General features: G+C 53.9%; 14 protein-coding genes. All 14 read left to right on the top strand.

Going from position 1 to position 14,803, the window contains the following annotated elements; genetic code table 11:
• The first annotated feature begins 562 nt into the window (after positions 1-562).
• The 14 genes from NA624_RS15095 (at position 563) to cpsB (ending at position 14,713) form a co-directional block, all read left to right on the top strand.
• The gene (locus tag NA624_RS15095) at positions 563-1,702 is read left to right on the top strand and encodes a polysaccharide export protein (protein WP_000978077.1); all 1,140 of its coding nucleotides are present in this window, start codon (positions 563-565) and stop codon (positions 1,700-1,702) included.
• Positions 1,703-1,707: 5 nt separating this feature from the next.
• Entirely contained in the window at positions 1,708-2,157 is a 450-nt protein-coding gene (gene wzb / locus NA624_RS15090) for a low molecular weight protein-tyrosine-phosphatase Wzb (protein WP_000482224.1), read from the top strand.
• Positions 2,154-4,313 carry a tyrosine-protein kinase Wzc gene (gene wzc / locus NA624_RS15085; protein ID WP_000137230.1) on the top strand — a complete coding sequence of 720 codons (2,160 nt, stop codon included), beginning with the start codon at positions 2,154-2,156 and terminating at the stop codon, positions 4,311-4,313. Before wzb ends, wzc begins: the two co-directional genes overlap by 4 nt.
• Before the next feature lie 86 nt (positions 4,314-4,399).
• Positions 4,400-5,242: a colanic acid biosynthesis glycosyltransferase WcaA gene (gene wcaA, locus NA624_RS15080; RefSeq protein ID WP_000205695.1), complete on the top strand. Its 843-nt coding sequence runs from the start codon at positions 4,400-4,402 to the stop codon at positions 5,240-5,242.
• A gap of 2 nt (positions 5,243-5,244) precedes the next feature.
• Entirely contained in the window at positions 5,245-5,733 is a 489-nt protein-coding gene (gene wcaB, locus NA624_RS15075; protein WP_000888724.1) for a colanic acid biosynthesis acetyltransferase WcaB, read from the top strand.
• On the top strand, positions 5,730-6,947 hold the full coding sequence (gene wcaC / locus NA624_RS15070; protein ID WP_001023832.1) for a colanic acid biosynthesis glycosyltransferase WcaC: 1,218 nt from the start codon (positions 5,730-5,732) through the stop codon (positions 6,945-6,947). Before wcaB ends, wcaC begins: the two co-directional genes overlap by 4 nt.
• Entirely contained in the window at positions 6,922-8,136 is a 1,215-nt protein-coding gene (gene wcaD, locus NA624_RS15065; RefSeq protein ID WP_000091402.1) for a colanic acid polymerase WcaD, read from the top strand. Before wcaC ends, wcaD begins: the two co-directional genes overlap by 26 nt.
• Positions 8,137-8,148: 12 nt before the next feature.
• On the top strand, positions 8,149-8,895 hold the full coding sequence (wcaE, locus tag NA624_RS15060) for a colanic acid biosynthesis glycosyltransferase WcaE (protein ID WP_000480131.1): 747 nt from the start codon (positions 8,149-8,151) through the stop codon (positions 8,893-8,895).
• A gap of 15 nt (positions 8,896-8,910) precedes the next feature.
• The gene (gene wcaF, locus NA624_RS15055; protein WP_001153603.1) at positions 8,911-9,465 is read left to right on the top strand and encodes a colanic acid biosynthesis acetyltransferase WcaF; all 555 of its coding nucleotides are present in this window, start codon (positions 8,911-8,913) and stop codon (positions 9,463-9,465) included.
• 23 nt (positions 9,466-9,488) lie between these two features.
• Positions 9,489-10,610, top strand: a complete 1,122-nt coding sequence (gene gmd / locus NA624_RS15050; RefSeq protein ID WP_000048160.1) for a GDP-mannose 4,6-dehydratase — start codon at positions 9,489-9,491, stop codon at positions 10,608-10,610.
• 2 nt (positions 10,611-10,612) lie between these two features.
• Positions 10,613-11,578 (top strand): GDP-L-fucose synthase, encoded by a 966-nt coding sequence (gene fcl, locus NA624_RS15045; RefSeq protein ID WP_001041701.1) that lies wholly within the window; start codon positions 10,613-10,615, stop codon positions 11,576-11,578.
• 2 nt (positions 11,579-11,580) lie between these two features.
• Positions 11,581-12,054 (top strand): GDP-mannose mannosyl hydrolase, encoded by a 474-nt coding sequence (locus NA624_RS15040; RefSeq protein WP_001542997.1) that lies wholly within the window; start codon positions 11,581-11,583, stop codon positions 12,052-12,054.
• Complete coding sequence (wcaI, locus tag NA624_RS15035) at positions 12,051-13,274, top strand: colanic acid biosynthesis fucosyltransferase WcaI (RefSeq protein ID WP_000699648.1); 1,224 nt, start codon at positions 12,051-12,053, stop codon at positions 13,272-13,274. The genes NA624_RS15040 and wcaI overlap by 4 nt, the downstream gene beginning before the upstream one ends.
• Entirely contained in the window at positions 13,271-14,713 is a 1,443-nt protein-coding gene (gene cpsB / locus NA624_RS15030) for a mannose-1-phosphate guanyltransferase (protein WP_000605959.1), read from the top strand. Before wcaI ends, cpsB begins: the two co-directional genes overlap by 4 nt.
• The last annotated feature ends 90 nt before the right edge of the window (positions 14,714-14,803 follow it).

The raw sequence follows: 14,803 nt of genomic DNA, 5'->3' as shown, positions 1-14,803 counted from the left end.
TAACTTTAAAATAGCCGTAATGTTTCTGTCGGAAACTAAATAATGTCAAGAATATATTTAGGAAATATCGCAGGTGGAGTGGAGTAAATAAATATTGTCAACATCAATAAAATCCTAAAATCATCTGTTAATTCATTTAATATTAATCTTAAAAATATAGAATGGCGGGTTTGTTACCTTGCCTGTCATTAGGTTAGCTGCAACAATTCTTGCAGGATTAAGATAGCGCGCTTAAATATCCTGTCACGACATCGAGAAAACTATTAATACGTAACCTTTATTTCGCTGAAGATTTTTATCTGAACGAGGATGAAATCGGAGGGGAATGCGAAAATTTAGAATAATCAGTGTATTGGTAGCTAAGAAGCCAGGGGCGGTAGCGTGCCTGAAAGCCTGAATATAAGCCTTTATTATTCTGTCAATAGCCTGCGGATGAATTGATTTTTTTTCAGAATGATGCCAGTTAATTTTCTCTGCCATTAACTGCAAGGTAAATGTGCACGGACGAAGCCGCTATTTAAATTGCACAGGATAATGACTCTGCCAAAGTGATAAATAATCAATGATGAAATCCAAAATGAAATTGATGCCATTATTGGCGTCGCTCAGCTTGATAAGTGGTTGCACAGTACTTCCGGGCAGCAATATGTCTACGATGGGGAAAGATGTGATCAAACAGCAAGACGCTGACTTTGATCTCGACCGGATGGTCAATGTGTATCCGCTGACGCCACGGTTGGTTGAGCAATTACGCCCGCGGCCCAATGTCGCGCAACCGAATATGTCGCTGGACCAGGAGATCGCCAGCTATCAGTATCGCGTCGGGCCTGGCGATGTGCTGAATGTCACCGTCTGGGATCACCCGGAATTGACCACGCCAGCAGGCCAGTACCGTAGCTCAAGCGATACCGGCAACTGGGTACAGCCGGACGGCACCATGTTTTATCCCTACATTGGAAAGGTTAGCGTCGTCGGTAAAACTTTGTCAGAGATTCGCAGCGATATTACCGGGCGTTTAGCGAAGTACATCGCGGACCCGCAGGTGGATGTCAATATCGCCGCTTTCCGCTCGCAAAAAGCGTACATCTCCGGCCAGGTGAATAAATCCGGTCAGCAGGCCATTACTAACGTACCGCTAACCGTCCTGGATGCGATTAACGCTGCGGGCGGCCTGACCGATATGGCGGACTGGCGCAACGTCGTGTTGACGCACAACGGCAAAGAACAGCGCATTTCGCTACAGGCGCTGATGCAAAATGGCGATCTTAGCCAGAACCGCTTGCTCTACCCTGGCGACATTCTGTATGTGCCGCGCAATGACGATCTGAAAGTCTTTGTCATGGGCGAAGTGAAAAAACAGAGCACCCTCAAAATGGATTTCAGCGGCATGACGCTCACCGAAGCATTAGGCAATGCGGAAGGCATCGATCTGACCACCTCCAACGCCAGCGGCATTTTTGTGATTCGTCCATTGAAAGGCGAGGGGGGACGCGGCGGCAAGATCGCCAATATCTACCAGCTTGATATGTCTGACGCCACGTCATTGGTGATGGCGACGGAATTCCGACTTCAGCCTTACGATGTGGTGTACGTCACGACCGCGCCGGTTGCTCGCTGGAACCGTCTGATCAATCAGTTGCTGCCGACCATTAGCGGTGTCCGTTATATGACGGATACGGCCAGCGACATTCATTCCTGGTAATCGTTATGTTTAACAAAATCTTAGTGGTCTGTGTGGGGAATGTTTGCCGTTCCCCGACGGCGGAACGTTTGCTAAAGCGCTTTCATCCCTCGCTGACGGTTGCGTCCGCCGGATTAGGCGCGCTGGTCGGCAAAGGCGCCGATCCTGCGGCGGCGAGCGTGGCGAGCGCCCACGATCTGTCTTTGGAAAATCACTGCGCAAGGCAAATTTCCGCGCGTCTGTGCCGGGAATATGACCTGATTCTGACGATGGAGAAACGTCACATCGCCGCCCTGTGCGACATTGCGCCGGAAATGCGCGGCAAGGTAATGCTGTTTGGTCACTGGGACAGCGAGCGTGAAATACCGGACCCGTATCGCAAAAGCCGCGATGCGTTTGAGGCGGTGTACACATTACTGGAAAGGTCTGCCCGCCAGTGGGCGCAGGCACTGAATGCAGAGCAGGGAAAACCATGACAGAAAAAGTAAAACAATCTGCGGCGGTTACGGGTAGCGATGAAATCGATATCGGGCGTCTGGTCGGAACGGTGATTGAAGCGCGTTGGTGGGTGTTGGGGACGACGGCCATCTTTGCGCTGTGCGCGGTAATTTATACGTTCTTCGCCACGCCCATCTATAGCGCCGATGCGCTGGTACAGATTGAACAAAACGCCGGTAATTCGCTGGTACAGGATATCAATAGCGCATTAGCGAATAAGCCGCCGGCTTCCGATGCGGAAATTCAGCTCATTCGATCGCGCCTGGTGCTGGGGAAGACCGTTGACGATCTGGATCTGGATATTGCCGTCACCAAAAACACCTTTCCGCTGTTCGGCGCCGGGTGGGAGCGGCTGATGGGACGTCACAATGAAAGGGTGAAAGTCACGACATTCACCCGACCAGAGACGATGAGCGGACAGATCTTCACCCTCAAAGTGCTGGGCGACAAACGTTATCAGTTGGTTAGCGACGGCGGATTTAGCGCGCAGGGCGTTGTGGGCCAGCCACTCAATAAAGACGGCGTGACGATGCAGGTAGAGGCGATTGACGCCCGTCCTGATACAGAATTTACGGTGAGTAAATTCTCAACGCTTGGCATGATTAATAACCTGCAAAATAATCTCACCGTAACGGAAACCGGCAAAGATACCGGCGTTCTGAGCCTGACGTTCACGGGAGAGGATCGCGACCAGATCCGCGAAATTCTCAACAGTATTACCCGTAACTATCTGCAACAGGATATTGCGCGGAAATCTGAAGAGGCGGGGAAGAGTCTGGCGTTTCTGGCAAAACAACTGCCGGAAGTCCGTAGCCGTCTGGATGTGGCGGAAAACAAGCTAAACGCTTTCCGCCAGGATAAAGACTCGGTGGATTTACCGCTGGAGGCGAAGGCGGTGCTCGATTCGATGGTTAATATCGACGCCCAGTTGAATGAGTTGACGTTTAAAGAGGCGGAAATTTCCAAGCTCTTTACCAAAGCGCATCCGGCTTACCGCACCCTGCTGGAAAAACGTAAAGCGCTGGAAGATGAAAAAGCCAAACTGAACGGGCGGGTGACGGCGATGCCGAAAACCCAGCAGGAGATTGTGCGTTTGACCCGCGATGTGGAGTCCGGCCAGCAGGTCTATATGCAACTGCTTAATAAACAGCAGGAGCTGAAAATCACCGAAGCCAGCACCGTTGGCGACGTGCGCATCGTTGACCCGGCGATTACCCAGCCGGGCGTGCTGAAGCCGAAAAAGGCGTTGATTATTCTCGGCAGCATTATTCTGGGATTAATGTTATCGATTGTCGGCGTGCTGCTGCGCTCGCTGTTTAATCGTGGTATCGAAAGCCCGCAGGTGCTGGAGGAGCACGGGATCAGCGTCTATGCCAGTATTCCGCTGTCGGAATGGCAAAAAGCGCGCGATAGCGTCAAAACCATTAAAGGGATTAAGCGTTACAAGCAGAGCCAACTGCTGGCGGTGGGCAATCCGACCGATCTGGCGATTGAGGCGATTCGCAGCCTGCGCACCAGCCTGCATTTCGCCATGATGCAGGCGCAAAATAATGTACTCATGCTCACAGGCGTCAGCCCCTCTATCGGCAAAACCTTTGTTTGCGCCAACCTGGCGGCCGTCATCAGCCAGACGCATAAACGGGTATTACTGATCGACTGCGATATGCGCAAGGGCTACACCCATGAACTGCTCGGCACCAATAACGTGGACGGCTTATCTGACATTCTGGCGGGCAAAGGCGAGATAGCCTCCTGCGCGAAACCTACGGCGATCGCTAATTTTGATCTTATTCCGCGCGGTCAGGTACCGCCTAATCCATCGGAACTGCTGATGAGCGAGCGCTTCGGCGAGCTGATCGCCTGGGCAAGCAGCCGCTACGACCTGGTATTAATCGACACGCCGCCGATTCTGGCCGTGACGGACGCCGCGATTGTGGGTCGCCACGTCGGGACGACGCTGATGGTGGCGCGTTATGCCGTCAACACTTTAAAAGAGGTGGAAACCAGTCTGAGCCGTTTTGACCAGAATGGCATTCAGGTCAAAGGCGTCATTCTCAACTCCATTTTCCGCCGGGCGACGGGCTACCAGGATTATGGCTATTACGAATATGAATACCAGTCAGATTCCAAATAAAAAATAAGGCGTGCCGGATGGCGCGGCCTGTGACTGTAGGCCGGACAAGCGTAGCGCCATGCGGCAAAACTATCTGGGGAATAAGCATGACAACAGACAATCCGCTGATCTCAATTTATATGCCAACCTGGAACAGGCAGCAGTTGGCTATCCGGGCGATTAAATCAGTACTACGTCAGGACTACCGCCACTGGGAGATGATCATCGTGGATGATTGCTCCTCGTCTTATCAGCAGCTACAACAATTTGTTGAGGAGCTGAACGACCCGCGCGTCCGTTATACCCATAACGCCAGGAATACCGGTGCCTGCGCGGTTCGCAACCAGGCCATTATGCAGGCGCAAGGGCATTACATTACCGGTATTGATGATGACGATGAATGGACGCCAAACCGTCTGAGCGTGTTTCTGGCCCATAAACACCAGTTGACTACGCACGCCTTTTTGTATGCCAACGACTATGTGTGCGAGGGCGAGGTCTACTCTCAGCCTGCCAGCCTGCCGCTGTATCCGAAATCCCCTTATTCGCGCCGCTTGTTCTACAAGCGCAATATTATTGGCAATCAGGTTTTTACCTGGGCCTGGCGTTTTAAAGCGTGTTTGTTCGATACCGAACTCAAGGCGGCGCAGGACTACGACATTTTTCTGCGCATGGTGGTGGAGTATGGCGAACCGTGGAAAGTCGAAGAGGCGACGCAAATTTTACATATCAACCACGGCGAGATGCAGATTACCTCTTCGCCGAAAAAGTTCTCCGGCTATTTCCATTTTTATCGTAAGCACAAAGATAAATTCGATCGCGCCAGTAAAAAATACCAGCTTTTTACGCTGTACCAAATTCGCAATAAGCGAATGACCTGGCGCACGTTGCTGACGTTGCTCTCCGTGCGTAATAGCAAACGCCTGGCGGCCGGGTTGCGGGGGCGATAACGATGCTGGAAGACTTACGCGCGAATAGCTGGAGCTTACGCCCCTGTTGCATGGTGCTGGCCTACCGTATCGCTCATTTTTGTTCCGTCTGGCGCAAAAAGAATGTGCTGAATAATCTGTGGGCCGCGCCGGTGCTGGTGCTGTATCGCGTGATCACGGAATGCCTGTTCGGGTATGAAATCCAGGCCGCCGCGACCATTGGTCGGCGGTTCACTATCCATCATGGTTACGCGGTAGTGATCAACAAACATGTCGTCGCCGGTGACGATTTTACCATTCGCCACGGCGTCACCATTGGCAATCGCGGCGCGGACAGCCTGGCTTGTCCGGTGATTGGTCACGGCGTTGAGCTGGGGGCGAATGTCATCCTGCTTGGCGATATTACTATCGGTAATCACGTCACGATTGGCGCGGGTAGCGTGGTGCTTGACAGTATTCCGGACCATGCGCTGGTGGTGGGAGAAAAAGCACGGGTGAAGGTCAGCACATGAATATTCTGCAATTTAATGTACGGCTGGCGGAAGGCGGCGCGGCGGGAGTGGCGTTGGATCTCCATCTGCGGGCGCTGCAAAAAGGGCTGACGTCGCGTTTTATCTATGGTTATGGCAAAGGCGGAAAAAAAAGCGTCAGTCACCACCGCTATCCGCAGGTGATAAAACAGACGCCGCGCGGCACGGCAATCGCCAATATCGCGCTATTTCGTTTCCTGAATCGCGATCTGTTTGGCAATCTCGACAATCTTTACCGCACGGTTATCCAGACATCCGGCCCGCTGGTGCTGCATTTTCATGTTCTCCACAGTTACTGGCTAAACCTGGCGGACATCGTGACGTTTTGCGAAAAAGTCAAAGCGCAAAAAGCGGACGTCACGCTGGTCTGGACGCTGCACGATCACTGGAGCGTCACCGGGCGTTGCGCCTTTACCGACGGTTGTGAGGGCTGGAAAAGCGGCTGCCAAAAATGTCCGACCCTAAGCAATTATCCGCCGGTCAGGGTGGATCGGGCGCACCAGCTTATTGACGGCAAACGTCAGCGCTTTCGTGACATGCTGCGGCTGGGCTGCCAGTTTATTTCGCCGAGCCAGCACGTGGCCGAGGCCTTTAACAGCGTTTATGGCGCGGGGCGCTGCCAGATTATTAACAACGGTATCGATCTGGCGACTGAGGCGATTCTCGCGCAGCTATCACCTGTGCCGCTGAATCCGGGCAAACCGCGGATCGCCATTGTGGCGCATGACTTGCGTTACGACGGCAAAACTGACCAGCGTCTGGTACACGACATGATGGCGCTGGGCGAAAAAATTGAACTGCATACCTTCGGTAAATTTTCGCCTTTTACCGGCCAAAACGTCGTTAATCACGGTTTTGAAACCGATAAGCGCAAATTAATGAGCGCGCTCAATGAGATGGACGCGCTGGTCTTTAGCTCGCGGGTCGATAACTATCCGCTGATCTTGTGTGAAGCGCTCTCGATCGGCGTACCGGTGCTCGCTACCCACAGCGAGGCGGCGCAGGAGGTGCTGGCGAAATCCGGCGGCCAGACCTTTGCCGCTACAGATGTACTGCGCCTGGCGCAGCGGCGTAAGCCAGAGATTGCTCAGGCGGTATTTGGCGCAACGCTGGACGCCTTTCGTATGCGTAGCCGCGTCGCGTACAGCGGTCAACAGATGCTGGAGGAGTATGTCTCGTTCTATCAGAATCTGTAGCTATCTGCTGCTGCCGCTGATCTACCTACTGGTCAATGTCAAGATTGCCCAACTGGGGGAAAGCTTTCCTATTACCATCGTCACTTTTTTACCGCTGTTGCTGCTGTTATTTGTGGAACGCATTAGCGTAAAAAAATTGATGATCGCCTTAGGCATCGGCGCGGGGCTTACAGCATTTAACTTCTTGTTCGGCCAGTCGCTGAATGCCGGTAAATATGTCACGTCCACGATGCTGTTTGTCTATATTGTGGTCATTATCGGGATGGTCTGGAGTATCCGATTCAAAACCATTTCCGTGCATAACCACCGAAAGATTTTGCGTTTTTTTTATCTGGTGGTGGGTATAGTGGTCGCGCTCGCCGCGGTTGAGATGGCGCAAATTATCCTTACCGGCGGCAGCAGTATTATGGAAGGAATTTCGAAATATCTCATTTACAGTAATAGCTACGTACTGAACTTCATAAAATTTGGCGGTAAGCGTACCACTGCGCTTTATTTTGAACCGGCATTTTTCGCTTTGGCACTAATCTCAATTTGGCTGAGCATCAAACAGTTTGGTATCAAAACACCGAAAAGCGATGCTATGATTCTGGCAGGGATAATATTATCAGGATCATTTTCAGGGGTAATGACCTTTATCCTGTTTTATCTTCTGGAGTGGGCGTTCCAATATTTGAATAAGGATGCGATAAAGAAAAAACTTCCACTGGCGCTGGTCTCATTAACCCTGTTTTTGGTTGGGGTAATTATTGCATTTCCTTATATCGCGACACGACTTGGCGATTTAGGGACGGAAGGCTCATCTTCTTATTATCGTATTGTGGGCCCCTTAGTCATGGTCGGATATTCCTTGACCCATATTGATGGTGTAGTCAGATTTGGCTCACTTTATGAATATGTCGCATCATTCGGAATCTTTAACGGTGCGGATGTCGGGAAAACCATAGACAATGGATTGTATCTACTGATTATTTATTTTTCCTGGTTCGCAGTGCTAATGACGCTGTGGTATATGGGGAAAGTTTTAAAAATGGCGCTAAATGCGTTTGGCGATAATCGCAATTTTCGGGTGCAGCTCTATCTTTTTACGCCGGTGTCGCTGTTTTTTACCGGTTCAATATTTAGCCCGGAATATGCTTTTTTAATCGTCTGTCCGTTCATTTTGCGCAAGGCGTTAAAAATTTCATAACGGGGTGGTGGCATGTTTTTAAGCGTCGTTACCGTCGCCTTTCGCAATTACGAAGGGGTGGTAAAAACCTGGCGCTCGCTGCGCAATCTGGCGCGCGATCCGGGTCTGTCATTTGAATGGATCGTAGTGGATGGCGGTTCGGAGGACGGCACGCGCGAATTTCTGCAAAAACGTCACGGTGAGTTTAACCTGCGTTTTATCAGTGAAAAGGATCGCGGTATTTATGATGCCATGAACAAAGGCATTGCGCTGGCGCAGGGGCGCTATACCCTGTTTCTTAATTCCGGTGATGCGTTCCATGATGATGCCGCGCTGTTTGTCCGCCAACTGGCGCGACAAAAGGGCGAGGCGATGTATATTGGCGACGCGCTGCTGGATTTCGGCGGCGGGCATAAAATACGCCGGAAGGCTAAACCCGGGTATTATATCTACCATAGTTTGCCAGCCAGCCATCAGGCGATATTTTTCCCGACGGCAGCGTTAAAAAAGTATCCTTATGATCTGCAATATCATGTCTCTTCAGATTATGCGCTGGCGGCCCGTCTCTATAAAGCAGGCCATCCTTTTCGGCGAATTAACGGACTGGTATCTGAATTTTCGATGGGCGGCGTGTCAACCTCGAATAATCTGGAATTATGTCAGGATGCAAAAAACGTACAGCGAAAAATATTACGTGTGCCAGGGTTTTGGGCACAATTATCCTATTTATTACGTCTGAAAACGACGGGTAAAACAAAAGCGCGGTATAACAAAGTCTAATCACCGGGAGTTATTATGCAGGATCTTAGCGGCTTTACGGTGCCGAAAGGGTTCCGCGGCGCTAATGCGCTAAAGGTACAATTATGGTGGGCGGTACAGGCGACATTATTCGCCGGATCGCCGCAAATATTGTATCGCTGGCGAGCCTTTTTGCTGCGTCTGTTTGGCGCCAAAATTGGAAAGAATGTGGTTATTCGACCGTCAGTAAAAATTACCTATCCGTGGAAATTAACCGTCGGCGATTATGCCTGGGTAGGCGACGACGCTGTGTTATATACGTTGGGTGAAATTAATATTGGCGCACATGCGGTTATTTCACAAAAAGGGTATTTGTGTACCGGTAGCCATGATTATACCAGCGCTCATTTCGATATTAACGCCGCGCCGATTGTTATTGGCGAAAAATGTTGGCTGGCGACCGATGTTTTTGTCGCGCCCGGCGTGACGATAGGTCATGGCACCGTCGTCGGCGCGCGCAGCAGCGTATTTAAATCATTACCGGCAAATGCGATTTGTCGGGGCAATCCCGCAGTGGTAACGCGCCAGCGCGTTCAGAAAGTTACTCCCTAACGGGACTATTTGAGGAAATGAAAATGTCAAAAGTCGCTCTCATTACTGGCGTAACCGGACAGGATGGGTCTTACCTGGCAGAATTTCTGCTGGAAAAAGGGTATGAGGTGCATGGTATCAAGCGCCGCGCGTCATCGTTTAATACCGAGCGCGTGGACCATATTTATCAGGACCCGCACAGCTGCAACCCGAAATTTCATCTGCATTATGGCGACCTGACCGACGCCTCCAACCTGACCCGCATTTTACAGGAAGTGCAGCCGGATGAGGTCTACAACCTGGGCGCAATGAGCCACGTGGCGGTGTCGTTTGAGTCGCCGGAATATACCGCCGATGTGGATGCGATGGGCACGCTGCGCCTGCTGGAGGCGATTCGCTTCCTCGGTCTTGAAAAGAAAACGCGGTTCTACCAGGCCTCCACCTCTGAACTGTACGGTCTGGTGCAGGAAATTCCGCAGAAAGAGACCACGCCGTTCTACCCGCGTTCCCCCTATGCGGTGGCGAAACTGTACGCCTACTGGATCACCGTCAACTACCGTGAATCCTACGGCATTTACGCCTGTAACGGCATTCTGTTTAACCATGAGTCCCCGCGTCGCGGCGAAACCTTCGTCACCCGTAAGATCACCCGCGCCATCGCCAATATCGCGCAGGGACTGGAGTCCTGCCTGTATCTCGGCAACATGGACTCGCTGCGCGACTGGGGCCATGCGAAAGATTACGTGCGGATGCAGTGGATGATGTTACAGCAGGAGCAGCCGGAAGATTTCGTGATTGCCACCGGCGTGCAGTATTCCGTGCGCCAGTTTGTGGAGCTGGCGGCGGCGCAACTGGGGATAAAACTGCGCTTTGAAGGCGAAGGCATTAATGAGAAAGGGATCGTGGTATCCGTTACCGGACACGATGCGCCGGGCGTGAAACCGGGCGATGTGATTGTGGCCGTTGATCCGCGTTATTTCCGTCCGGCGGAAGTGGAAACCCTGCTGGGCGACCCGTCCAAAGCGCATGAGAAACTGGGCTGGAAACCGGAAATCACCCTGTCGGAGATGGTCTCCGAGATGGTGGCGAACGATCTGGAGGCCGCGAAAAAACACTCACTGCTGAAATCTCACGGTTACGAGGTGGCCATCGCGCTGGAGTCCTGAGAATGAATAAGCAACGAATTTTTGTGGCGGGCCATCGTGGGATGGTGGGATCCGCCATTGTACGGCAGCTTGCGCAGCGCGGCGACGTGGAACTGGTACTGCGCACCCGCGATGAGCTGGATCTGCTCGACGGGCGTGCGGTACAGGCGTTCTTTGCCGGGGCGGGTATCGACCAGGTTTATCTGGCGGCGGCGAAAGTGGGCGGCATTGTCGCCAACAACACGTATCCGGCGGATTTTATTTATGAAAACATGATGATAGAGAGCAACATTATTCACGCCGCGCACCTGCACAACGTGAACAAACTGCTGTTTCTCGGTTCGTCCTGTATCTATCCGAAACTGGCAAGGCAGCCGATGGCGGAAAGCGAGCTGCTGCAGGGGACGCTGGAGCCGACCAACGAGCCGTACGCCATCGCCAAGATCGCCGGGATTAAACTGTGCGAGTCCTACAACCGGCAGTACGGTCGCGACTACCGTTCGGTGATGCCAACCAACCTGTACGGCCCGCATGATAATTTCCACCCGGACAATTCACATGTGATCCCGGCGCTGCTGCGTCGCTTTCATGAGGCTGCGCAGAGCCACGCGCCGGAGGTGGTGGTGTGGGGCAGCGGCACGCCGATGCGTGAATTTCTGCACGTTGACGATATGGCGGCGGCCAGTATTCACGTGATGGAGCTGGCGCGTGAAGTGTGGCAGGAGAACACTGCCCCGATGCTGTCGCACATTAACGTCGGCACTGGCGTGGACTGCACCATCCGCGAGCTGGCGCAGACCATCGCAAAGGTGGTGGGTTACCAGGGCCGGGTGGTGTTCGACGCCGCGAAGCCGGACGGCACGCCGCGTAAATTGCTCGACGTCACGCGCCTGCATCAGCTTGGCTGGTATCACGAAATTTCACTGGAGGCAGGGCTTGCCGGTACTTACCAGTGGTTCCTTGAGAATCAGCAACGGTTCCGGGGGTGACAATGTTTTTACGTCAGGAAGATTTCGCCGCCGTGGTGCGGACCACGCCCCTCATCTCCCTCGATTTCATTGTGGAAAACGGCCAGGGGGAAATTTTACTGGGCCAGCGTCTCAACCGTCCGGCGCAGGGCTACTGGTTTGTGCCGGGGGGGCGGGTGTGCAAAGACGAAACGCTGGAGGCCGCCTTTGCACGCCTGACGCAGGCGGAACTGGGCGTGCGTCTGCCGCTGGCGGCAGGGACGTTTTATGGCGTCTGGCAGCACTTCTATGACGACAACTTTTCCGGTGAGGATTTTTCAACTCACTACATCGTGCTCGGCTTTCGTCTGCGCGTGGCGGAGAGCGATTTACGCCTGCCTAATACCCAGCATGGCAGTTACCGCTGGCTGACACCGGAACAGCTGCTGGCAAGCGATAATGTTCATGAGAACAGTCGGGCCTACTTCTCTCCTGACGCGCCGGCGGTGGGCCTATGAAGATCCTGGTCTATGGCATTAACTATTCACCGGAACTGACCGGTATCGGCAAATATACCGGCGAAATGGTGGCGTGGATGGCGCGGGAAGGCCATGAGGTGCGGGTCATTACTGCGCCGCCGTACTACCCGCAGTGGAAGGTCGGTGAGCGCTATTCCGCCTGGCGCTATCGCCGGGAAGAGGGCGAGGCTACCGTCTGGCGCTGCCCGCTGTATGTGCCGAAACAGCCCTCCACCCTAAAACGACTGCTTCATCTGGGGAGCTTTGCATTGAGCAGTTTTTTCCCACTGATGGCGCAGCGTCGCTGGAAGCCGGATCGGATTATCGGCGTTGTACCGACGCTCTTTTGTACGCCGGGAATGCGCCTGCTGGCGACACTCTCCGGCGCGCGTACCGTTCTGCATATTCAGGATTACGAAGTGGATGCCATGCTCGGCTTAGGAATGGCGGGAAAAGGCAAGCGCGGCAGCGTAGCGCGGTTAGCGACGGCCTTTGAACGCAGCGCGCTGCGTAACGTTGATAATGTTTCGACCATTTCACGCTCCATGATGAATAAAGCGCGGGAAAAAGGCGTCGCGGCGGAAAAAATCCTCTTTTTTCCGAACTGGTCGGAAGTGGCGCGCTTTCAGGACGTTAATGACGCTGACGTGACGGCTTTGCGTCAGCAGCTTGGCTTGCCAGAGGGCAAAAAAATTGTGCTCTATTCCGGCAATATCGGCGAAAAGCAAGGGCTGGAAAAGGTAATTGACGCCGCGGAACGATTACGCGATCGACCGTTGATTTTTGCGATTGTCGGCCAGGGGGGCGGCAAGGCGCGGCTGGAGAACATGGCCCGCGAACGCGGCCTGGCAAATATTAAATTCCTCCCGCTGCAGCCTTACGACGCCTTACCCGCGCTGCTGAAAATGGGCGACTGCCATCTGGTGGTGCAAAAGCGCGGCGCAGCGGATGCGGTACTGCCCTCCAAGCTGACTAACATTCTGGCGGTCGGCGGTAATGCGGTGATTACCGCTGAGCCGCACACCGAATTAGGACAACTTTGCGCGCGCTATCCGGGCATCGCCGTTTGCGTGGAGCCGGAGTCGACCGACGCGCTGGTCGACGGGATTAGCCAGGCGCTCGCCATGCCGAAAAACAACACGACGGCACGTGAATACGCCGAACGCACGCTCAATAAAGAGAACGTGCTACGCCAATTTATTGCAGATATTCGGGGATGATAATGCGTCAGACAAAACTTTACCCGGTTGTGATGGCCGGTGGCTCCGGTAGCCGATTGTGGCCGCTTTCTCGCGTGCTTTATCCAAAACAGTTTCTGTGCCTGAAAGGCGATCTCACCATGCTGCAAACCACCATTTGCCGTCTGAACAGCGTGGAGTGCGAAAGCCCGGTGGTTATCTGCAACGAACAGCACCGTTTTATCGTTGCCGAACAGCTCCGCCAGCTCAATAAGCTGACGGAGAACATTATTCTTGAGCCCGCCGGGCGCAATACCGCGCCGGCGATTGCGTTGGCGGCGCTGGCAGCGACGCGCCAGCATACGGACTGCGATCCGCTGATGCTGGTACTGGCGGCGGATCATGCGATCGCCAATGAAGAGGCCTTCCGCGACGCGGTGCGCGGAGCCATGCCCTATGCTGACGCGGGCAAACTGGTGACCTTCGGTATCGTGCCGGATCTGCCGGAAACCGGCTATGGCTATATCCGGCGCGGTGATGTCGTGCCGGGCGCGACGGATGCGGTGGCTTTTGAGGTGGCGCAGTTCGTTGAGAAGCCGGGGCTGGAAACCGCCCAGGCCTACGTCGCCAGCGGCGATTACTACTGGAACAGCGGCATGTTTCTGTTCCGCGCCGGACGCTATCTGGAAGAGCTGAAAAAGTTCCGCCCCGATATTCTGGCCGCCTGTGAACAGGCGATGCGCGGCGTCGATCCGGATCTTGACTTCATTCGCGTGGATGAAGAGGCCTTTCTCGCCTGTCCGGAAGAGTCCATTGACTACGCGGTGATGGAGCGGACGGCGGACGCGGTGGTGATGCCAATGGACGCGGGCTGGAGCGATGTCGGCTCGTGGTCCTCGCTGTGGGAAATCAGCGCCCACACCCCGGAGGGAAACGTCCACCACGGCGACGTCATCAGCCATAAAACGGAAAACAGCTACGTTTACGCCGAATCCGGCCTGGTGACCACCGTCGGCGTGAAGGATCTGGTGGTGGTGCAGACCAAAGACGCCGTGCTGATTGCCGATCGCCACGCGGTGCAGGACGTGAAAAAGGTGGTGGAGAAGATCAAGGCCGACGGACGCCATGAGCACCACATGCACCGCGAGGTTTACCGTCCGTGGGGCAAATACGACTCCATCGACGCGGGCGAGCGCTATCAGGTGAAACGTATTACCGTCAAGCCGGGGGAAGGACTGTCGGTGCAGATGCACCATCACCGCGCCGAGCACTGGGTGGTGGTGGCGGGGACCGCCAGAGTCACCATCAACGGCGAGGTTAAGCTGCTCGGTGAAAACGAGTCCATCTATATTCCGCTGGGGGCGACCCACTGCCTGGAAAATCCGGGAAAAATACCGCTCGATTTAATTGAAGTGCGTTCCGGCTCGTATCTCGAAGAGGACGACGTGGTGCGGTTCGAGGATCGTTACGGGCGGGTCTGACGCCTGCAATTATGCCCGGTAAGCGCAACGCGCCATCCGGCAATGAACAACAATAACGATGTTGGCCATTTATGGTCAGGGCTAACTGTT

Origin of the sequence: Salmonella sp. NW38 (genome assembly GCF_051807745.1) — a bacterium.
Taxonomy (GTDB): domain Bacteria; phylum Pseudomonadota; class Gammaproteobacteria; order Enterobacterales; family Enterobacteriaceae; genus Salmonella; species Salmonella enterica.
Note: the sequence above shows the minus strand (reverse complement) of the source record. Positions and strands in the feature narration are given on the sequence as shown.